Here is a 21,145-nt window from a genome sequence, read left to right on the forward strand (position 1 = left end):
CTTTAAGTTTCGATTTTGCACCGAGGCGAGCCAAAACGAATTTTTATGAGTTAAATTTAAAAATAAAAAACGAATAAAATTCGTTTTTGGCGGAATAGTAGGGTAGAACTTTAAATTTAGCACTTTAGCCCCGCTTTTGGCAATACCTTGTTAGCGGTAGTTTTTTCTTATTTCGTGTAGGATTTCGTTCAGTTTTGTTTCAATATTTAGTTCGTCAAATAGTTTCTCCGATAAATTTAATGAGTTTTCAAAAGCTAAAATTATGTTTTTAGGATTTAAATCCGATGTTATTGTTTTATACGCAGAATACCAAGTCATATCAATATCCTTTTCAAGACTTTTAGTCGGACTTTCCCAATGTTGGGTTTTGTTTATTCTTGCTCTAATAAGCCAGAGCAAATATTTCTGAACGTTTGATAAACTATGATGAGCGTGAGCAAATTCCTCTCTCTTAATTAAGTTACTTGTTGTCAGTACAACATTCAGTAATGATTGACTTAACCACAAGATGTTTTCATTTGTTATTCTTTCGGGCGATTTCGTTTTGATTTGATTAAGCGTTTTCGTTAAATGTCCGTCTTTGTCGATTAGGTTCATTTGGTCAAAATCGCTAAATGTAACTATTCCGTCCCAAGATTTGATAATTTCAATTTCCTCTGTTTTTAAAAAATGAAATTCTCCTCTGACCAAATTCTCAAAAATAGCAACTTCGGTTCCATATTCATTTATAAAATATAAAGCCACAGGATGAATTTGATTTACCCATTTTTCTGCTGAGAAATTTTCTTTATTTTTTACAAAGATGTAAAATTCGATGTCAGAATATTTGTCTCCTTCGTTTTTGGTAAATGAACCATACATAAAAACAGCGGAAATATTTTCGTCTTGTTGAGCTATAGATTTTGTTTTGTTAATCATTTGTAACTGTGTCATTTTTTCTAATTTTTAAAAGTTAATAATAGAAAATTCCATTACTTTTTGAAAGCAATGAAAAGGTTTAAGTTTATATATTTTGGACAGTTACTTATAGCTTCATCGGATTATATTTTTTTATGTTCAACATTCTGTTTGGTAAAATTACCGCTAACTCACTTATATATGCAATAATACTGCATAAATATACCTTTTTTTGTTGGCTTGGCGTAGTTTGGTTGTTACAAATCATCAAAGGGACTTTTTATATTTTGCAAGTTTCTAGTACTTACGTGGGTGTAAATTTCAGTGGTTTTACTGCTGCTATGGCCTAGCAATTCTTGAATGTAACGCATGTCAGTGCCATTTTCCAGTAAGTGCGTGGCGTAGCTGTGTCGCAGCCAATGTAAACTTACCGGTTTTGTAATTTTTGCTTTTTGCAATGCCTGTTTCAATACGCTTTGCAGGCTTTCGGCAGTGTATTGTTTGCCTTTTTGTTGCCCTTCAAACAACCAAACCGTTGGTTTATACGCTTTGTAATATTGACGCAATAATGCGACTACTTTTTCAGAAATTGGAACTATACGGTCTTTCCTGCCTTTGGCTTGCTTTATTAGCAATATCCCTCGTTTGCTGTCAATGTCTGCTGGTTTTAAATTCAATAATTCGCTTCTTCGCAAACCACAGGCGTACGTCAAACTCAACATTACTCTATGTTTTATGTTCCCATGTGCTTCTAATATGGCTCTAATTTCTTCCTTGCTTAAAACATTGGGTAATATCTTGGGTTTCTTCGGACGGTGTATTTGTTCAATTTTCAACCTTCGGTCTTGCACAGTTAGGAAAAATAATTTTACGGCATTAACCATTTGATTTTGGTACGAAGCCGAAAGTTGTTTTTTCAAAATATACTCGTTGTTGAACATAATAATATCTTCGTTTCCAATTTCGCTCAAAGCTTTTTTAGAATAGAATCGCAGGAAAACCCGTATTGCCTCGGAATATGTTTTTATCGTGTTTTCACTGTATCTCTTGCTACGCAACCATTTCACGAATTTTGCAATTTGGTGTTGTACTTCGACAGACAGATATTTCTCGGGATTCATTTTGAATTTTCGGCGATACGCTTCTGTATCAGGCAAATGCCATGTTTTTAGCGTTGCACTCCACTGAGCACCATCCAATTTCTTGAAGCGCTCAATCAATTCCGCTTTCTTTTCAAATGAAACGGCGATGCGTTTTTGCCCTTTGTGTATGATAAATTTGGTTGTGACCATAGTAAATCTCAGGCAAACGGTTTGTGACATTGCGAGGGACTGACCTGTTAGCACTATTCCTAAGTCAAAACATGAGTAAATACGTGACACAGTATTTCGAAACATTTTGTCCGCTCTGCTGCCACCCACACTCCTGATCACGGTATAAGCTATTACATTCCCGCAATTGGCGTGGTTGGCCCTGCGTCAGCTGACAAATCGACAAGAGGGGGAAAGTAGTATAATCTGTTGTGGAGTGGATACGCTAAGTACGGTTTCCGGACGTGTATTTCTGAAGGCAGTTGCGCAGTAGCGGATTGTCCAGCAGCTGATATAAGTATATGGTCCGGAAAGAATTCAAGACATCCGGTCACAATAGGAGATCTGTTTAGCCCGGTAGTTGCCAGGCCGGTGAATGTGCGCTCGAGCAGTTTCCTCGGGTCTGGTCGGTCATGGGCTTCCATGCCCTTGAATCCCGACCTCCCAAAATAGGAGACGTTCCCTGCCTTTAAATGCCCAGAGGGATATCTGCACGAATACCGGTACGTACAACACCATAAGAAACTGCAACTTAGGAAGGTGGCAGCTCACCAGGATAGTGGGTCGGCTTCCGGAACACCTAATGTGCAGTAGTATTATTTACCTGCCTATTACTGCATGAATCTGGTGCGCTATACAGAACCGGAGTTTCTCTGGTAGCTGAGCGCTGGCCGTTGGTATCTGATACGAGCGCGAGTTCTACTCAATACCGTGTGACAACAGCCGTTTTTGCACGACCAACCATTAGACGATGCCGTACACCACCGTCTGTACAATAGCCGAACGTTTATTACAAACACTATCGTACCACAATAAATGCAACGGCATGTGCAGAGTTGTTGGTTCCTGTACGTCCACTTTTTCTGCAAACTGGGTAAACAAGACGCAGGTATTGGGTACCGCTGTCAGTGTTCGCTGCCTGAGAACAGCTCAATAGTGTAGTTGAGGAGTGCCGTGTCTCCGTATGCACCGTGTCCGGGTACTACAAGTTTGATGTCCGGAAACTCTTTTGTAATCTGTTTAACTGTTGCAGGCCATGCCCCAACATTGGCATCCTCAAGATTCCCCTTTCCGGCACCTACCTCTTTAATTAAGCAGCCACCAAACAGAATATTCTCTGCGGGGAAGTAGCCTACAACATTGTCGGAGGTGTGTCCCTCACCAATCAACTGTGCAATAACGTGCTGCGAGCCAACTACAAACCGGTGTGCGTTCCCGAAGCCATGCTGCGGCACCGTTTTGTTGTGTTCCCTGGCACGACCAATCGTAGTGGTGTGCGCAAACGATGGTATCCCTGCTGCATGAAATGCAGCAAGCCCCCCAAGACAGTCATCATGAAAATGGGTGGGAATTACTGCCCTGGTTACACAGCGCATCGAATCTGAAATCCACGTGATCAGCTCTTGTGCACTTGCATCATCAGCAGGTGTGTCAAAAACGATGACTTCGTTTTTATCTCTAACCACAAGGCCGTTGCACGGAACCGTACCAAAATCATCAGTACGCAGATACGATGTGTGGATATACGAATGATCCGATATCCGGGTTATTACTAAATTTCGTGATTTATAAACCGAAGCTGCATCAGGGGTCATCCTGTACCTGCCTGCACAGCCCGTGAGTAGTAAAACCAGCAACAGCAGTGATCTGCCATAGTGCATTGTACCGATGATGTGCATCCAACCTCTCCGTATTTCAACTCATCAGAATTCAACTCGAACAAGTGTGTCGGTACTTGTCCCGAAGCAAAAATGCAACATGATCGACGCCTTACCTGATCAACGTTGTTTCAGAAATCGTTCATGACATAGCCCCTTACAAAAAAAACGACGCAATACCCGGTCTGTCGGGAGGTCATGTAGCTGTCTACGAACGGTCACTGAAATCAGCACCGTTGGCACACGTCCACGTAGGCTACATTACGGTTGCACATCCACCAGCCAATACATTAATGCCTGCGGGAAGAAGACCAACCGCATCAGATAAGCAGTGATGATAACCACCGTTGACATGACGGTTGTAAAGCTATTGGAGGTCTGCATACCGTCAGAGCCGCTACCTTCAATGACGATAGGAAGGGGCTGGAGCAACAATCGTATACTAAACAACCGGTCGGGTGACTGCAAGCCCCGGAGCTGAGGCCGTCAAGACACCATGGACGCTGCCACCGGACAGACGGAGGTCATGGACAACATCCTGTACCCACTGACGGTGGACAGACAAGCCTCCAATCCTACCATGGAGCGCCCGGCCAAGCCCCCTACCATCACAGGAAAACAGCGAGGCACCGCCATTTAAGTATTTTTGTGGTTTGCACGTTCGAAAGCTACCACACACTTTATGCAGCACTTCCGAAACTTTTGCATCATCGCTCATATTGACCATGGCAAGAGTACCCTGGCCGACCGTTTACTTGAACGTACAGGAAGGGTTACGGCCAGGGAAATGACGTATAACCAGATTCTGGATAATAATCCGCTCGAGCAGGAACGTGGCATTACGATTAAACTCCACGCTATCCAGATGGACTACACGGCGGCAGACGGACAAACCTATAAGCTAAATCTGATTGATACTCCCGGTCACGTGGACTTCTCATACGAAGTGTCACGATCACTCAGTGCATGTGAGGGGGCTTTGCTCGTCGTGGATGCAACGCAGGGTGTAGAAGCTCAAACAATTTCGAACCTGTTCATGGCTATCGACCAGGGACTCGAGATTATCCCGGTTATTAACAAAATTGACCTTCCGGCTGCTGCAACAACAACCGAGAAAGTAAAGCAGCAGGTAATGGACCTTATTGGGTGTAAGGAAGAAGACATGATTCTGGCATCGGCCAAGGCCGGAATCGGTATTGATGAAATCCTTGAAGCCGTAATTCAGAAGATTCCACCGCCATCGGGCGACCCTAACAAGCCGCTGCGCGCTCTGATCTACGATTCCATCTTTGATGCCTACCGCGGCGTTGTTGTTAATGTTCGGGTGTTCGATGGCGTAATGCGCGAGAAAGACACAATCCGCTTCATGAACACGCGACTGGAATACGAGCTGGATGAAGTAGGCGTGATGTTCATGCAGCGAGAACGCACAAAGGTACTTGAAGCCGGTAACGTAGGTTACTTTACGGCGGCGATCCGACGTTTGCAGGATACCAAGGTTGGCGATACCGTTACCCACGCAGCCAATCCGTGCAGTTCAGCTATCGAAGGATTCCGTGAAGTTAAACCAATGGTGTTCAGCGGTATTTATCCGGCGGACAGCGACGATTTTGAAGATCTTCGCGAAGCACTGGGCAAGCTCACGCTCAACGATGCTGCAATTACATTTGAACCCGAAACATCAAACGCTCTGGGCTTTGGCTTCAGGTGCGGCTTCCTTGGATTACTTCACATGGAAATCGTGCAGGAACGTTTGGAGCGGGAGTTTAACCAAACAATCGTTACTACCGTTCCCAACGTACGCTACCGTGTAGTAACTACCAAGGGCGATGAACTGTGGGTGGATAACCCGTCACAACTTCCCAATCCTACCATCATTGCCGACATCCAGGAGCCGTTTATCAAGGCCCAAATCATTACCCCGGGTGAGTATATCGGTGCAATCATGAAGCTGTGTATCGAGCGCCGTGGGACCATGCTGGGTCAGTCATACCTTAGTGCCGACAGAGTGGACCTAACCTTTGAGCTGCCGCTGGCAGAAGTTGTTTTTGATTTTTACGATAAGCTCAAGAGTAATACAAGGGGCTATGCTTCACTTGATTACGAATACAGCGATTATAAGTCGGGTGAGCTTGTTCGCATGGATATCCTTCTTAATGGCGAGCCCGTTGATGCGCTGTCGAGTATCGTTCACCGACAAAAGGCGTACGACTGGGGAAAGAAGCTCTGCTCCAAGCTGAAAGAGCTGATTCCACGACAGATGTTCGAAGTTGCCATCCAGGCTGCTATCGGAAGCAAGATTATTGCGCGAGAAACAATCAGTGCGATGAAGAAGAATGTTATCGCTAAATGCTATGGCGGTGATATTTCCCGTAAACGCAAACTTCTTGAAAAGCAAAAAGAAGGTAAGAAACGTATGAAACAGGTAGGCAAAATTGAAGTGCCGCAGGAAGCCTTTCTTGCTGTTTTGTCTATTGATTAGTGATTAGTGATTAGTGATTAGCAAAACAATGGACCTAACATTGGGTGCTCTCGTGCCACATCATCAGGAAGCAATATGAATCTACAACAGTGGTATTTACAGTACAAACATCGTAAGGCAAACGCAAAAAAGCCCGAAACGATTGGCGAACACCTGATTGCATGGGTTAAAACAATCGTGTGGGCTTTAACTGTGGTGACCATCGTGAACGGTCTGGCGTTGGCGTCGTTTACCGTACCAACAGGTTCGATGGAACGGACTGTAATGGCAGGCGATTACCTCTTTGTGAACAAGGCCATCTTTGGCCCAAGTACTCCGCAGATAATACCGTTTCTTAATATTCCACTACCCTACTTTAAACTCCCTGCTATCGTTGACCCTAAACAGGGCGACGTGATTGTATTTGTGTTCCCCGGTAACAGAGATCAGGTCAAGGCCGACAATTTTGAGTATTACTTAAAACGGTGCGTTGCCGTGGCCGGAGATACACTGCAACTGATTAATCAGAAAGTTTATGTTAATGGTAAGGAATTTGCCATGCCGGAACATGCTCAGTTTTTAACGGCATCACCGGCTCAGCGACTGCGGGAAGCCGAAGAGTCACGGTATCAGACGTTCCCACCCGGACGCCAGTTCACGCGCGACAACTGGGGACCAATGCGTATTCCCGCAAAGGGTGATGTGATTAAACTTGACCAAAGCAACATCCTGGAGTGGAGCACATTTATCCGTCGCGAAGGCCATAATGTAGATATTGGCAGATTGTTAATCGACGGACAACCGGCTACATCGTACACCGTGGAGCGTGACTATGTTTTTGGCATGGGTGATAACCGAGATAATTCGCTTGACTCACGGTTCTGGGGCTTCATTCCAAAAGAATCCGTGGTGGGCACGCCAATGATGGTGTACTGGTCATGGCCTGTTGAGTCACGGAAAACCGTTACCGTCCGCCGTCCCGACGGGATGTACGAGATTCACTCAGTTCCTACATCCTTCAGTGAGAAGCTTGCCGGCATCCGCTGGAACCGCCTGTTTACCATCATTCATTAAGTTTCCGGATGAGTAAGGGGCTTGCCGATATCCGGGTTCGAGATCTCCTTCCGGCAGCTCTGGCAGCTATTGTGCTTGCACTGCTACTGCGATGGCTTGTGGTGGGTACCTACACTATTCCCTCGCATAGTATGGAGAACACATTGCTGCCTGGCGACAACATCGTTGTTAGTAAGCTTGTTGGTTTAACAGGAAACATTGAACGTGGTGATATCATTCTGTTCTCGCTGCCGGAGGATGCCGACAGGCATAGTTCAGGCGACCTTTTCGTAAAACGGATTATTGGTTTACCCGGCGATAGTCTGGTGATTTCAGCCGACGGAATTTCGGCTAATAACAGAATGCTCCCAAATCCTCCCGAAAGCAATCACACACAGCCAACCATGGGTCCGGTGCAGGTAACGGTTGTACCGGAAGGACATGTTTTTGTTATGGGAGACAACCGGAAGAACAGTTGGGATTCACGCTACTGGGGGCCACTTCCGGTACAGAACATCATCGGTAAACCGTTGTTTATTTACTGGTCCCGAGGCTCATCATCGTCCGATTCTACAGTGCGCATACGGTGGAACCGCTTCTTTAAACGCATCCTGTAGCCAATGAAACCAATCTCGGTGTATATCCACGTTCCGTTCTGCGAAAAGAAATGTACTTACTGTGATTTCTACAGCATTGAGCGTCTGGAACATCGGAGCACGTTTGTTGATACTGTAATTCGCGAATTACGGCTAAGGCAACCTGCGATACCAGCTACCCGGGCAGCTACGGTGTTTTTTGGGGGCGGCACACCCACGCTTCTCACCCGGGAGCAAATTGCGCGTATCATGGACGAAGTACCCGAGCCCCTTTCCAATGCAGAAATCACCATGGAAGCCAACCCGGGAACCGTTACGCGTGAATCTCTTGCAGGCTACCGTGCTACCGGCATAAACAGGCTGAGTGTTGGTGTTCAGAGCATGCAGCCTGATGAGCTGCAATTCCTTACAAGGATTCATTCGCCCGAGCAAGCCAGGCAGGCCGTCCGCAACGCACAGGATGTTGGCTTTAAGAATATCAACATGGATATCATGTTTGCCGTACCGGGGCAGACGCTGCTTAGTCTGGAATCAACTCTCCGCCAGGTGCTTGACCTGCAGCCCACACATATCAGCGCGTACTCCCTGATTTACGAACAGGGAACACCGCTATACCGGCAGCTACACAGTGGTGCGATCAGTGCCGTTCCCGATTCTGCCGATGCCGAGATGTATCAGCTTGTATGCACGATGTTAACGGATTGCGGCTACGAGCAGTACGAGGTAAGCAACTTTGCCCTTCCGGGGTTCCGTTGCAAACACAACCTTGCCTACTGGCATGCCTGTAACTACCTCAGCGTTGGTCCGTCGGCACATGGTCTGCTTGACGGTATGCGGTATTGGAATCACCGCAGCCTGACATCGTGGACGCAGCTGGTGAAGAGCGGACAGCTCCCCCAGGCAAATACCGAAACACTAAGCCGGGAGCAACAGGTTGACGAAATGCTGTTTTTAACGCTTCGTGCCGATGGTATTCCACTGCACGATATTAATAACACTTACAATATAAATTTGCGAGATTCTGTTCCTACCGATTTCGTTTCGGATTTGATCTCCGACGGATTTCTAATAGATTCCGGTGATGTATGGCGACTTACACCCAGGGGGTACGCCGTGTGCGACGAAATCACTGTACGTCTGTTAAACTTTGTTAGTCAGTCCTGAGTGCTTCCGCAACAACGGTTCGGGATGCACGATGAGCAGGATACCACGAGGCCAACGTTGCAAGCAGCAAGCCAACACCCGAAACCCATAGAACATCGGCCGTCTGGAGCGTCATTGGCAATGCGGGAACCAGATACCCCTCGTTCACATTGAACGCAATCCACTGAAAATGGATTTGTCCAAGTGTAATCAGCACACCGGAAACGACCCCCGTGGCCACGCTTACAATGCCCATGATAAGGCCTTGTGCCAGATACAGATTGCGTACATTTTCGGGAGTGAAGCCCATTGACAAGAGGATGGCAATATCACGGCGCTTCTCGATTACGCCAAGAGTAAGCGAAACAACAACGCTAAAGGAGGCCACTAAAACAATCAGTGACAACACAACAAAGGATCCCATCCGCTCTAGCTGCATTGTTGAAACCAGATTCCGATTTGCATCTTGCCACGTACGCACAGTCAGCCGCTGCTTGTTCTGTATTGCGTTTATTGTTGCTTCAATTTTGTCACGCGCATCCTGGACAAGTGCCGGGTTCTGAACCAGTGCATCAACGGACGTGGGTAAAACCATCCCTGTTTCCTGTTTAAGAAGTCCTGCATTCATATAGACAGAACCTACATCGGCATCCCGAACAACATTGGACTGAAAGATTCCCCTAACTACCACCGGCAGGCCTGTTGGCATCGTCATTGACAACACAGCGCGCTCTACCGCAGAAGGTGAATAAATCCTGAGTGTATCACCAATTCGGATCTGCAATTGCTCTGCGAGCCCGGCCGCAACCACCACCCCTGACTGTGGAGGCGAGAACACAAAACGTCCCATGATAACGCTGGCCGCAACGCCACGTAACACGCTGCACGTATCGGCAGAATATCCATGTGCAATGGCAACACCCGTACGACGCCCTGCCGACAGAATAATCTTACTCGTCCACACCGGTGATACCGCCTTTGTCGGGTTGACATTATCACAGGCACGTAGCAGAGCACGCTCAGTAAGCGCGAGATCCATGATCTGACTACCTGATTCCGGGACGACCTGAACATGCGGACCGAAGCCAATCATCAGTGAATGAGCTACATCGCGGAAACCGTTAAAGAGCGACATTACAATCACCAGTGCCGCTGTACCAATGATAATACCCGCCATGCTAATAATTCCGATTATCCCGATTGTAGTGAGACGTCGGGGTCGGATATACCGGAAGGCAACCCGTAGCCAAGCAGGAATAGTAAACATAATTACGTCCTTCGAACGCGTCGTAACAGCGCCATTTGAACCCGGTAAGCATCCTCGCGCGTGTACTGGGGTGGGCGAACGTATGTGCCATTGGACTGCAGCAGACGGGCATGCGACTTAGCCGACAAATACATCTGGAGTATCTCAAACAAACGGGCTTTGATTTTGGCATCGAACACCGGAAACAACACTTCCACGCGTCGGTCAAAATTGCGCCCCATCCAGTCCGTACTGCCAATGAATACCCGTGGATCACCTCCGTTTCGGAACCAGAATATCCGACTGTGCTCCAGAAAGCGGTCCAGAATACTCCGTACACTGATATTCTCGCTGATACCGGGGACTCCCGGACGCAACGAGCAGATTCCACGCACGATAAGCTGAATCTCGACACCGGCCATACTTGCACGATAGAGCGCCCGAATAATCTTGGGGTCAATTAACGAATTCATCTTTGCAATGATTTGTCCTTTACCACCTGACTCCGATATCTCGCGCTCCCTGTAAATTAAGTCCAGAAAATCATTTCGCATGGTAACAGGCGAAACACTCAGGTACTCCCACTGCGATAACCGACTGTAGCCGGTTAATAAATTAAACAGATGGATAAAGTCTGTTTCGAACCTTTGATTTCCGGTGAAAATGCCAATGTCTGTGTACTGCTTCGACGTTGTAGAATTATAATTGCCGGTACCTACGTGCACATAGGTTAATACTTTCCGTCCCTCCTTACGTATCACCAGGCAGAACTTACAATGCACTTTAAGTCCGCGGACACCATACACAACGTGGACCCCACTCTGTTCCAGCTCGCGTGCCCAGTTAATATTTGCTTCTTCATCGAATCGTGCTTTCAGCTCAACCAGGGCGGTAACGTTTTTCCCGGAGTGTGCTGCATGTTTCAGAGCTTCAACAATAGGACTTTTACCACCCGTGCGGTAGAGTGTGATTTTAATTGCAAGAACATGCGGATCAGAAGCCGCCTCGGTAATAAATTTTACTACTGAATTAGCATACGAATCAAAAGGATGATGTACCATTACATCATCATTCTTTAACACATCAAAAATATTCAACGCTTCATTTGCAAATTCAGGGGGAACATTTCCGGTAAACTGGGAATACTTAAGCCTACGTTTCTCGAGCTTTAAAAGTTCACGGTAATCCTGCAGATTGAGTGGGACCTCCAGGTAATATACATCGTTAGCATCAAGGTTAAGTGATGCCAACAGTACACCCAGCAGGAAGGTTGGCATATCATGTCCCACCTCGATCCGTACCGCATCGGTACCCCACCTGCGTTGTCTGATCCCTTCTGCAACCGCCGTAATCAGGTCATTTGCCTCATCTGCTGCGATTTCTACATCGGCATCCCTGGTCACCCTAAAAGTGTGACTTTCGCGGAGTCGCAGTCCGGGAAACAGACTTGCTGCCTGTGCGCGTATTATTTCTTCCAGGGGGATAAAGAAGTTGCCGCCACTCCGTTCGATACGCACCAAACGCGGAAGGGTTGACGGCATGCGGAGCACTGCAATCCGCATTTCAGCATCGGTTTCAGCATCATCAAATAAAACAAAGGCAATGTTAAGGGACGTGTTGATCAGCCGAGGAAACGGATGCCCGGTGTCTAATGCCAGAGGCGTAAGCAGCGGCATGAGATTATCCAAAAAGTCAGCCTTAAAAAACCGGCGTTCCTCGGCCGTAAGTTGTTCATACTTCAGCACGAAAATGTTTTCTGCCTGTAAAGCTGGCATCACGTCATCGTTAAATATCGCAGCCTGCCAGCGTAGAAGCGGCAGCAGACGGCTGCGGATTTCTTCCAGCTGTTCGGTAGCCGACATCCCGTCGGCCGATAATTCAGTAACGCCCAGCGCACGCTGCTCCATGAGTCCGGCAACCCGTATCATGAAGAACTCGTCAAGATTACTCGAAAAGATTGTGAGAAACTTTAGTCGTTCCAGAAGCGGATGGTTCTTGTCATTTGCCTCTTCAAGCACCCGGCGATTAAAATCCAGCCAGCTAAGCTCACGATTCAGGTACAGCGATTCGTCATGCAGGTTTGGTTCACCCGCAGTGTTTGAAGGGGGCTTTGGCTTGCCCTTCGTTGCTGCCTGCTGTGAGCGCGATGGTGTGTTTTGGAGACTCTGCTTCTTTGGCATAATGTTCGAAGCTAAACAGAAGTTTACAAGCTACAAAGTGTGGGGTGTTACTCGCCCACTACAACCATGGTCACCGAACGGCTTACGGCTGATGATGCCGCATCGGAGCACTCCACAACAACAAGGTACGGACCAGGTTCTACTGACAGTCCGCTGTTCGAGGTACCGTCCCATGCCACAGCCCCTTCACTTCCACTAAAAACTGAGTTCATCAAACTGCGCACTTCTGCACCACGGGTATTGCGAACGGTGACAGAGACCAGAGCGTGCCTGAACGGTTGGCGGTATGAAATCACGGTGGGGTGCAGTGCAGATGTCCGGCTGGATGAAAATGGCGATGGCAATGCGGTTACCGAGCCATGAAATTCAAGTGGTGTTATAACACTGTTAGCGTAGCCCGGCGTGCCGCCACGAAGTGCGCCACTCGATGTCCATGAGGAGGCACTATTCGAAGCAAGCTTGGGGTTTATCTTTTCCAAACTCACGCCGGTCGTAACGTCCAAGCCTGGAAGATGCCATAGTGTATTGTACTCAACCATGTCAACCAGGAAACCGCTTGCTGACCGAAGGATCACTCTGTCACCAATTTTATTCAAGTCCATCACGGGCTTGCACAGCAACGGTTGCCGGCCATCCATCAAACCGGCTACCGCTTCGGAACTTGCCAGCACCACATACTCTCCGGCTGTCACCGTTGCAGGCACACTTATCGTGAACTCTGCACCACCGGCGTCCTGAATTTTCCAGCCGGTGATATCGGCTTGCGCTTCACCAACATTCACAATTTCTACGTAGTCGGTCTGTCCGGACCATGAATCATACATAATTTCGTTTATCATTATTGTTCCCGGTGGTGGAGGAAGGATAACGGAGGTTGTAAGCGTATCGTTTTCTGGTCGGTCATCAACATCAGTCAGTATTGCCGTTAGTTCAATGCTGCCGGTTACGGTTGGCCAGTCTAAGTCAGCAAGGGGGATGTCCCATTTATATGTTTCGTTATCGAGTAGCGCCGGTACAGTTACCGACAAACTCGTGTAATGCTGGTCTGCAGGCATTGAGTCAGGAGCTGTAATCGCCCCTGTTAGCTGAACTAAAGATGGTGGGAGGGGGCTCTGACCATGATTGGTTATATGAATTTCGACGGCGTAATCAGCAACCACAATAGCTGCAATCCAACGGTCGTGTGGCAAACGGATGACTGAATTCAGAAGTCCGCACGTTGTACTATCAGCAGCAACACACGTTAGCCAGCTATTGTTATACACGTGCCTCCCCGCGGAGTAAGCCGCATCACGCTCAATGCTTCGGCCTTTTACATGCTTCTTCATTGAGTAGTAAACAGAGTCAGTAAGCGTAGAATCCGGCTTACGAAGCGTAACTATCTCGGTGCTGTTGTTCAGTGATGGCAATGGTAGTTCTGCAACAAGCACACCGTCCGGCAGACGACGGCACTCTGCCAGTGCTTCGGCATCGCGCGTTACTACCAGGCGTCCGCCCGCAGGCACAACTGCCTTGTGAGCCCTGCCATTCCAAATTGCAATGCTTGGTATCTGTGAACACGACCGTGCATCGCACACCAGCCACCCGGAAGCATCAACATCATCAGGCGACGTATTCTCAAGTTCAAGCCACTCGGGCTCGCCTGCAGCCGGTACCGGGTGCAGCTCTGTTATCAGCACCTGTGCACTCATGTGTATGCTGACCATAAGCAGCACGAGCATCAATATTTGCTTCATACCGTGACAGTGTCAGCTTAGGGCTCGGGCGTGACTTACAGACTAACTGGAACTCTGCCGGCTCCACCAAGGGTATTCCGAGCCTTTGTTCTGGAATATCACAATATTTGTGTATGGACAGAATTGAACAGCTCCGGGAACTTATTCGGCACCACGACTACTTGTACTACGTGCAGGCTCAGCCTGAAATCACTGATCAGGAGTATGATGCCTTGTTCAGGGAGCTTCAGGATTTGGAGAAACAGCATCCTGACCGGGTAACCGACAACTCGCCGACGCAGCGTGTTGGGGACAAACCAATATCAGAATTTACTACCGTCCGGCACCGTACTCCGATGCTATCGCTTTCCAATACATATTCTCGTAAAGAGGTCGAAGACTTTGACCGCAGAGTTCGTGCATTGCTAAATAACGAGACTATTGAATATGTGTGTGAGTTAAAGTATGATGGTGTTGCGTTAAGCCTTGTGTACGAAGACGGGCAGCTGATACGGGCCGTCAGCCGTGGTGATGGTGAGGCGGGTGACGATATCACCCACAACGTCCGCACAATTAAATCAATCCCATTAACGCTCAACACCGACGAATTTTACCAGCGGAGCAACATATCAACCAAAGCCCCTTCACAGAACAGCGTAATTGAGGTTCGTGGTGAGGTGTATATGCTAAATTCAGACTTCGTTGCAATCAACGACGATGCTCTGGAGAAGGGTGAAAAACTCTACGCAAACCCGCGTAACCTGACTGCCGGTACACTAAAGCAGAAGAACCCGCAAAATGCGGCACAGAGGAAGCTGCAGTTCGTTGCCTATTACCTTGATGCTGAAGGTGTACCATCGTTACCTGCTACCACCCAGGCTGACAACGTTACAGCGTTAAAGCATCTTGGCTTCCCCGTTAGCAATGCCCTGCGCACATGCAGATCCATTGCCGAGATTATAGCATTCATTGATGAATGGGAGCAAAAGCGCGACTCACTATCATTTAACATCGACGGCATTGTAATTAAAGTTAATGCTATTGAGCAGCAGGAGCAGGTTGGGTTCGTTGCCCGTGCGCCCAGGTGGGCAATCGCATACAAGTACGAGGCAAAGAAGGCTGAAACAATTCTGAACGATATAACCTTGCAGGTAGGCCGCACTGGTGTGGTTACACCCGTGGCGGAACTGCAGCCGGTTTTACTGGCCGGAAGCACAATTTCAAGAGCCACTCTTCATAACGAAGATTTCGTTCATCATCTGGACTTGCGTATTGGCGATACGGTTATCGTTGAGAAAGGGGGCGATGTAATACCTAAGATTGGCGGAGTTGTGCATTCAAGACGAAGGTCTGATGCACTACCGTGGACGATGCCGACGACTTGTCCGTGCTATGTTCAGAGCACGCTTCACAAGCCCGAAGGTGAAGTAAACTGGTATTGCACACACGGGCTGTGTCCGTGGCAGCTTCAACGCAGACTGGAGCACTTTGCAAGTCGCGACGCGATGCACATTGAGGGGCTTGGCACAAAAGCGATTGAGCAGTTTGTTAAAGCAGGCCTGTTGCATTCGGTTGCCGACATCTATCAACTGGGTGAAAAGTCAGATCAGATGTTAGCACTGGACCGGTGGGCACCCCGCAGCGTACAGAAACTTCTTTCCGGTATCGAGCAAAGCAAACAGCAACCATTCGAGCGAGTATTGTATGCCTTAGGCATACGGTATGTAGGTGAAGGAGTGGCAAAAATCCTGGTTGGTGCATTCCCGAGTATTGATGAGCTTGCCGACGCCACAGTTGAACAGCTCAGCGCAGTACACGACATTGGCAACAGTATAGCACGGAGTATTGTTGAGTTTTTCAGTGACACATCAGAACGTGACATTGTAGAACAACTACGGCAAGCAGGTTTACAGTTTCGTCGAACTGAAACCGCTACTGTCTCAAATGAATTTGCCGGCATTACCTTTGTGCTTACAGGAGAACTGGAACACTTCACACGCAAGGAAGCGCAGACGGCCATCGAGCAGCGTGGTGGCAAGGTATCCGGCTCTGTAAGCAGTAAAACAAGTTATGTTATCGCCGGTAAGGAAGCAGGTAGTAAACTATCCAGGGCACGAGAGCTAGGTATTACTGTTTTATCTGAAGAACAATTTCTGGGGATGCTGCGCTAACGCAAGATTTGGATTATGGCAGTTCGGTACCTAAGCCCGTCGAAGGGTAAAACCCTAAACCACCTGTGCATCCTGGAGATTCTATCACTCCGTGAGTCAGGAAAGGATGTTCAGGACTAACGCCATAGCACTCACTGAGTACTCTCGTACTGCCGTCTTCGATGCCACACTCAAGCTCTTCCAACAGCACACGGCAAGCCCGTCGCTTCGCTCCGGACTGCCCTCCCCCGCCACCACCACCAAGAATGAAGTCCCGGTTGCACACCTCTTCCGTTTCAGTCGGCCAAGCCACCGACCAGCTCTAGTGGCAAATACTTGGACTCCACCTTCAAAAAAGGCTTTCTTCCATTGGCTGAATTGACCAGGATCGATTCCATACTGCTCGCACAGCTCCGATATCGGTCGCTTCTTTTCTAAATGTTCACGGAGGATCTTGACCTTCTCCTCCGCACTCATGTGTCGCCGTTGTCGTTTCTCTGACATTGCTGCTCCTTATGATGTGAAAACAGCGCCAATCTATTGCTTAGAACTTTTTCTTGCATGACCAGTTTTGTGTCAAACAGTTCAGAGTCTTCTACCGACGGCTGTTTGGTTGACTACTCCTTTGTATAGGAACGGTTTTGTGTCGGGTACACAAGCACGGTCCTTGAATCCTTCAATTCAGACAGGTTCCATATGTGCCAACGCAAACGCCAACGCTATCTCTAGCCCCTTGACTCCAACAGTTGACGTATTATCCAGATTTGAATATTTGAAGATATAAACCCGGATACGGTATGATTCTTTCTCGATAGCGCATCACAGTGTTCACAACGATGTTACCAATTATTGGAGCTAAAGATGTAGCAGATAGGGTAAGACCCAATGTATATGCAGTACCTTAACCCAGTTGAAAAAAACCTAGCCAATCAAAGTCCAAGGCGCAGTACAGCACAGTGGGCTTCTTGTAGAACGAACAATAACATCGCTATTTCCGGAGTATCGCTTGGTTACTATCGAATTACAAGTACGGCAGTTGCTCCTACATGCTTGATTGTCACAATGTAAACACCATCTGTTAATCGCATCTGTGGGGTAATAGCAGCTCCGTTGGCTATGACCGGGATTATACGTCCGACGATATCTGTTACAATAACACCCTCTGTTTGAGGATGAATTCCGTTTGTAATAAAAGCATCATTCTGCCACTTTACACTCCACGTATGCTTCGCTTGCGGCTGCTCAGTTATACCCGTTGTGGTAATAGGTGTACGATATAATCCTCTGGTGGTAACGATATATCGGTAGCCTGCATATTCAATCATGGAATACACCTCACCGCCGTCAGGAGTCCATGGTCCGGTAAACTCATACCAGCCAAAACCACGGTTTGAGCTATAGTAGCATCCGTAATCCTTGGTAAATGCGTAAACAACTCCATCATTTGAGACAAACAACCCAGGTTCCATTCTTTTTATACTTACAGGAATCATGCTTCTGTCTCCCCATGATCTGCCCTGATCTGTAGAAACAATTATAGTTGCAGGCTCATATAAAGGAGGGATAGCACCAATTATATTCGTAACGGCTGCATATACTGTATCAGCACAGGCCGCCAACGAAAAGCATATACTTTTTGGAGGCATTCCAGTTGTTGATCTTATCCATGTTTTTCCACCATCAGTGGTTGCGACAATCGCGGCCAGTACACTGTCATCCTGCATGAGTATCTCAGACATATCTCCAAGTGACTTGGCTCCGGCAAGCACTCTTGGCGGATTACCGTCGAATGACACTACAGCTAATGCCCATCCTAACATAATAAGAGGTGTATTGTCATCTTGATATTTCCAGTTAGACGCCATCTTTTTAATGACTCGCTTCTCTGTGTCAAGGCTATACAAACGACTTGGATAAAGTATCCCGACAGCACTATCATCTATTTGGAATCCGATTGTAGGACCTGTCAAATCTTCTGTGTGGGGTATTGTATCGCCTTTATCATTAACTTCATAGACAATATGAATTTCCATATTGTCCCTGTCCAGGATGGCTAACAAGGTATCTTTCCGGAGGAGAATAGCATTACCAATGAACTTGAGGTAAAGACTATTTAATTCAGTACCATCGGCAGTTGTATAGGAAATCCACTCCAATGTTCTTGTATTCAAAAATCTCGGTAAATAGTTGTACGAAAACGCGATCACAGAATCAGAAAACACGTTGGCTCTGCCGATATACGTTGGTACAAACTCATGAGTGGAATACGGCAGACGTGACCAGATCATCTCCGTACTCAACGCATACATTGAATCGCCAAAGAAGACCAACGTACCATTCTGCAACTCTGCTACTGATTGGAAGCTGAAATCAATTGCTGAGAGGAATGCATCGCGTTGCAGCGTATCACCGCCATGGGTATAACGCCAGGCCTCCAGCTTACCGGCAGAGTTTTTCGTAAAAATAATCGACTGCCCGCTACTATACAGCGGAACAAGCGCTGTTGGTGAGGCTGGAAGAGGAACTTTATGAACTACAGAATCTTTGCAAGTTTTGGTAGAATATACCGTATTCCCCCGAACCCAAAACAGTGATTCACCAAGATCGGTCCACATACTACCGCCTATACGCCGGCTATCAGGAATCCACGATAACGAATCCATGTCCAAGGTAAAGAACGAGGTATCACGTATAGAAGTATATTCATTTCTATAATGAATCACTGCTAAACAAGTTGTATTACAGTGGGTGCTATGCAATGAATACATTTGGGGATCTTTATATAATAAGAGCGGCTTAAGATACTTTGATTCGCCCTCAGAATTTACCAACGTACCCCGAATTTCATCAGTAAGAATTATAAACCCAACTAGCAAAACCCCCTGTTCTCCCAAATCTACGATTTTAGTAATTGAATGTCCTGTATTAGCAGGATACGTCTGAACAATTCCATCGTGACCAAACCGATTCAGCTCCAGATCGCCATTGCCGATATCTACCAGTATCAAGATCGTGCCTTGCTTTCCTTGTGCAGCCTTAACGAACTTATACGATACAGGGTACTTTCCAATCGAAACTAAGTATAGCGAATCATCATGCCGCACACTGTAAACTTCATTATCTGTATAATCTATACCGTAAATTTCCCCTTCCGAGCTGTACATAACAAGGCGCGAAGCAACCCTCTCTAACGGGATCCGCTGGTACTGTTGGGCGGTGATTGAGCTCGTCAGAGCGATAAGAATAAGTAAGTACCGGTACATCCGAACAGCTTCCTTTCAACTGTACATTAATATCCACAGAGAGTGCAACCTTGCGTTGGTAGGCAGTCGATTGCATCCTTGTTTAATGAACCAGAAATATATTCCAAATTCATACTGCCATCACATGGAGTAGGGCATGGATATCCTTCTGTTGATTCGCATGGTCCTTCTTCTGGTTGGATACATTTCCAGACCTTATACCACTTATAGCACGATTGATCGCTACACTGCTCGGTAACGATACACCCTGTTCCTGGTTGAATTGAGCATTGGAAGCATGCAGGAAAACTCAGTTTCCACGCTGTTGAGAGCCCGCCATTTATCTGATTCACGGTCGGTATAAAATGATTGTGCGGGTTCTTTTCTGCCAACGCAATTGTGATTAATTGCCATACTTCATTGCCCCCCCGTTGTTCTTCAGGATTGTAAGCTCCTATGAACGGCCCACACAGAATCCCGCAACTATCCGGGATACAAATTTTACTTATGCGATATTCACAGGAAACGCCAAATGTATCTTTCTGACAATTAGTAGTTGTTAAATTTCTGCTACAAAAATATACTCTAATTTTACATTCTGTACCATTTTCAGTAGAATATATTATGTCCTCAATGCCTGGATGCCATGAAACATCAATCCCCGGGACTGTCGTTTGACAGTCGGTGCCAGGCGGACACTCTAGTGGCACGTGTGGGCAGTCGCAATTTTGTGCAAGAGTGGTGGCTGCGTGACAGAAAACCACAAACAGAATCAGGATTCCATTGTGTATAAGACTCTTACTCATAAAACATCTCTTTAATTATAATGATTATTTCTTTTATGGACTACGTCCGTTTCCTAGTTGAAAATCGAGAGACTATAGCTTTGGTTTGATTGTTTTTGGATTCTGTTGTTTACTTCGTTTACGATCGCTCGGTGCAACATAAGCAATCTTTTATAGTTATGTACTCGTCGCCATGATTGTTCTGCGTCGAAGAGAGCGAGAGCTGACCACCGTAGCCGCTGATCATCTGTGGACCATCGCGTAACGTGCCTCGTACGACGTGCTATGGCAGAGTTCGCCGATTCGATCACGTTCGTTGTACCGAATGAGCATCCGAAGACAGATCGCATGCCGAGTCGTGTTAGGGTCAGTACGTCTTCGATGCCCTCATTGAGTGATGCAGCAGCGGCGGGATTGATCTTCTGCAATCGTGCTATGAGTTCATCAGCCATAGCGCGTGCGTGTTTGTAGTCATCGCAGGAAAACAATTGCTTCAGAAGTTTGCGCCATTCTGGACGTGCGTTCTCCGGCAAGTGGTCAAGCACATTGCGCAACTTGTGCACTTGGCAGCGCTGAATGACGGCATATTCGCCAAAGACCTCTTCGATCGCCTTTCGAAGGCCTAGCCCGCCATCGATCACAAACAACAGGCCGTCATCGAAGCAGAAACCACGGCTGATCATCTCGCGAAACATCGTAGTGATCACAC

General features: G+C 47.2%; 16 protein-coding genes. 6 read left to right on the forward strand and 10 right to left on the reverse strand.

What is annotated here, in order from left to right:
• Positions 1-150: 150 nt before the first annotated feature.
• From HRU79_04160 to HRU79_04175, 4 genes are all read right to left on the reverse strand, one after another.
• A complete protein-coding gene (locus HRU79_04160) occupies positions 151-933 on the reverse strand; it encodes an aminoglycoside 6-adenylyltransferase (protein ID QOJ25884.1) in 783 nt (260 codons plus the stop codon).
• A 221-nt stretch (positions 934-1,154) separates the two neighbouring features.
• Complete coding sequence (locus HRU79_04165; GenBank protein ID QOJ25885.1) at positions 1,155-2,189, reverse strand: site-specific integrase; 1,035 nt, start codon at positions 2,187-2,189, stop codon at positions 1,155-1,157.
• A gap of 923 nt (positions 2,190-3,112) precedes the next feature.
• The gene (gene bla, locus HRU79_04170) at positions 3,113-3,802 is read right to left on the reverse strand and encodes a subclass B1 metallo-beta-lactamase (protein QOJ27262.1); all 690 of its coding nucleotides are present in this window, start codon (positions 3,800-3,802) and stop codon (positions 3,113-3,115) included.
• A 324-nt stretch (positions 3,803-4,126) separates the two neighbouring features.
• A complete protein-coding gene (locus HRU79_04175) occupies positions 4,127-4,333 on the reverse strand; it encodes a hypothetical protein (GenBank protein QOJ25886.1) in 207 nt (68 codons plus the stop codon).
• 28 nt (positions 4,334-4,361) lie between these two features.
• Between HRU79_04175 and HRU79_04180 the strand changes: the two genes are divergently transcribed.
• The 5 genes from HRU79_04180 to hemW all read left to right on the forward strand — a co-directional run bounded on the left by HRU79_04180 (position 4,362) and on the right by hemW (position 9,139).
• Positions 4,362-4,505 carry a hypothetical protein gene (locus tag HRU79_04180; protein QOJ25887.1) on the forward strand — a complete coding sequence of 48 codons (144 nt, stop codon included), beginning with the start codon at positions 4,362-4,364 and terminating at the stop codon, positions 4,503-4,505.
• 42 nt (positions 4,506-4,547) lie between these two features.
• Positions 4,548-6,347, forward strand: a complete 1,800-nt coding sequence (lepA, locus tag HRU79_04185; GenBank protein QOJ25888.1) for an elongation factor 4 — start codon at positions 4,548-4,550, stop codon at positions 6,345-6,347.
• A 537-nt stretch (positions 6,348-6,884) separates the two neighbouring features.
• Positions 6,885-7,400 carry a S26 family signal peptidase gene (locus tag HRU79_04190; protein ID QOJ27263.1) on the forward strand — a complete coding sequence of 172 codons (516 nt, stop codon included), beginning with the start codon at positions 6,885-6,887 and terminating at the stop codon, positions 7,398-7,400.
• An 8-nt stretch (positions 7,401-7,408) separates the two neighbouring features.
• A complete protein-coding gene (gene lepB / locus HRU79_04195; GenBank protein QOJ25889.1) occupies positions 7,409-7,996 on the forward strand; it encodes a signal peptidase I in 588 nt (195 codons plus the stop codon).
• A 3-nt stretch (positions 7,997-7,999) separates the two neighbouring features.
• A complete protein-coding gene (gene hemW / locus HRU79_04200; GenBank protein ID QOJ25890.1) occupies positions 8,000-9,139 on the forward strand; it encodes a radical SAM family heme chaperone HemW in 1,140 nt (379 codons plus the stop codon).
• On the opposite strand, the gene HRU79_04205 is transcribed toward hemW, so the two are convergent.
• Genes HRU79_04205 through HRU79_04215 form a run of 3 tightly spaced genes read right to left on the reverse strand, consistent with a single transcriptional unit; the run spans position 9,126 to position 14,280 of the window.
• Positions 9,126-10,385 (reverse strand): ABC transporter permease, encoded by a 1,260-nt coding sequence (locus tag HRU79_04205; protein ID QOJ25891.1) that lies wholly within the window; start codon positions 10,383-10,385, stop codon positions 9,126-9,128. The two genes, hemW and HRU79_04205, sit on opposite strands and share 14 nt — an antisense overlap.
• Before the next feature lie 2 nt (positions 10,386-10,387).
• Positions 10,388-12,544, reverse strand: coding sequence for a polyphosphate kinase 1 (ppk1, locus tag HRU79_04210; protein ID QOJ25892.1), 2,157 nt, complete (start codon positions 12,542-12,544; stop codon positions 10,388-10,390).
• Between the two features lie 47 nt (positions 12,545-12,591).
• Positions 12,592-14,280, reverse strand: a complete 1,689-nt coding sequence (locus HRU79_04215; protein ID QOJ25893.1) for a lamin tail domain-containing protein — start codon at positions 14,278-14,280, stop codon at positions 12,592-12,594.
• Between the two features lie 113 nt (positions 14,281-14,393).
• On the opposite strand from HRU79_04215, the gene ligA reads away from it, so the two are divergent.
• Positions 14,394-16,430: an NAD-dependent DNA ligase LigA gene (ligA, locus tag HRU79_04220; protein QOJ25894.1), complete on the forward strand. Its 2,037-nt coding sequence runs from the start codon at positions 14,394-14,396 to the stop codon at positions 16,428-16,430.
• Between the two features lie 96 nt (positions 16,431-16,526).
• On the opposite strand, the gene HRU79_04225 is transcribed toward ligA, so the two are convergent.
• From HRU79_04225 to HRU79_04235, 3 genes are all read right to left on the reverse strand, one after another.
• Entirely contained in the window at positions 16,527-16,913 is a 387-nt protein-coding gene (locus tag HRU79_04225) for a transposase (protein ID QOJ25895.1), read from the reverse strand.
• Positions 16,914-17,422: 509 nt separating this feature from the next.
• Complete coding sequence (locus HRU79_04230; protein QOJ25896.1) at positions 17,423-19,417, reverse strand: hypothetical protein; 1,995 nt, start codon at positions 19,415-19,417, stop codon at positions 17,423-17,425.
• A 1,093-nt stretch (positions 19,418-20,510) separates the two neighbouring features.
• Positions 20,511-21,143: a transposase gene (locus HRU79_04235; GenBank protein QOJ25897.1), complete on the reverse strand. Its 633-nt coding sequence runs from the start codon at positions 21,141-21,143 to the stop codon at positions 20,511-20,513.
• Positions 21,144-21,145: the final 2 nt, after the last annotated feature.

The sequence above is a fragment of the Ignavibacteria bacterium genome (genome assembly GCA_015709655.1).
Classification (GTDB): Bacteria; Bacteroidota; Ignavibacteria; order Kapaibacteriales; family Kapaibacteriaceae; genus OLB6.

Bases quoted from the DNA above. Each gene is read 5' to 3' on its own strand.
- HRU79_04160 (QOJ25884.1), bottom strand. From the start codon at position 933: ATGACACAGTTACAAATGATTAACAAAACAAAATCTATAGCTCAACAA.
- HRU79_04165 (QOJ25885.1), bottom strand. From the start codon at position 2,189: ATGGTCACAACCAAATTTATCATACACAAAGGGCAAAAACGCATCGCC.
- bla (QOJ27262.1), bottom strand. From the start codon at position 3,802: ATGACCCCTGATGCAGCTTCGGTTTATAAATCACGAAATTTAGTAATA.
- HRU79_04180 (QOJ25887.1), top strand. From the start codon at position 4,362: ATGGACGCTGCCACCGGACAGACGGAGGTCATGGACAACATCCTGTAC.
- lepA (QOJ25888.1), top strand. From the start codon at position 4,548: ATGCAGCACTTCCGAAACTTTTGCATCATCGCTCATATTGACCATGGC.
- HRU79_04190 (QOJ27263.1), top strand. From the start codon at position 6,885: ATGCCGGAACATGCTCAGTTTTTAACGGCATCACCGGCTCAGCGACTG.
- lepB (QOJ25889.1), top strand. From the start codon at position 7,409: ATGAGTAAGGGGCTTGCCGATATCCGGGTTCGAGATCTCCTTCCGGCA.
- hemW (QOJ25890.1), top strand. From the start codon at position 8,000: ATGAAACCAATCTCGGTGTATATCCACGTTCCGTTCTGCGAAAAGAAA.
- HRU79_04205 (QOJ25891.1), bottom strand. From the start codon at position 10,385: ATGTTTACTATTCCTGCTTGGCTACGGGTTGCCTTCCGGTATATCCGA.
- ppk1 (QOJ25892.1), bottom strand. From the start codon at position 12,544: ATGCCAAAGAAGCAGAGTCTCCAAAACACACCATCGCGCTCACAGCAG.
- HRU79_04215 (QOJ25893.1), bottom strand. From the start codon at position 14,280: ATGAAGCAAATATTGATGCTCGTGCTGCTTATGGTCAGCATACACATG.
- ligA (QOJ25894.1), top strand. From the start codon at position 14,394: ATGGACAGAATTGAACAGCTCCGGGAACTTATTCGGCACCACGACTAC.
- HRU79_04225 (QOJ25895.1), bottom strand. From the start codon at position 16,913: ATGTCAGAGAAACGACAACGGCGACACATGAGTGCGGAGGAGAAGGTC.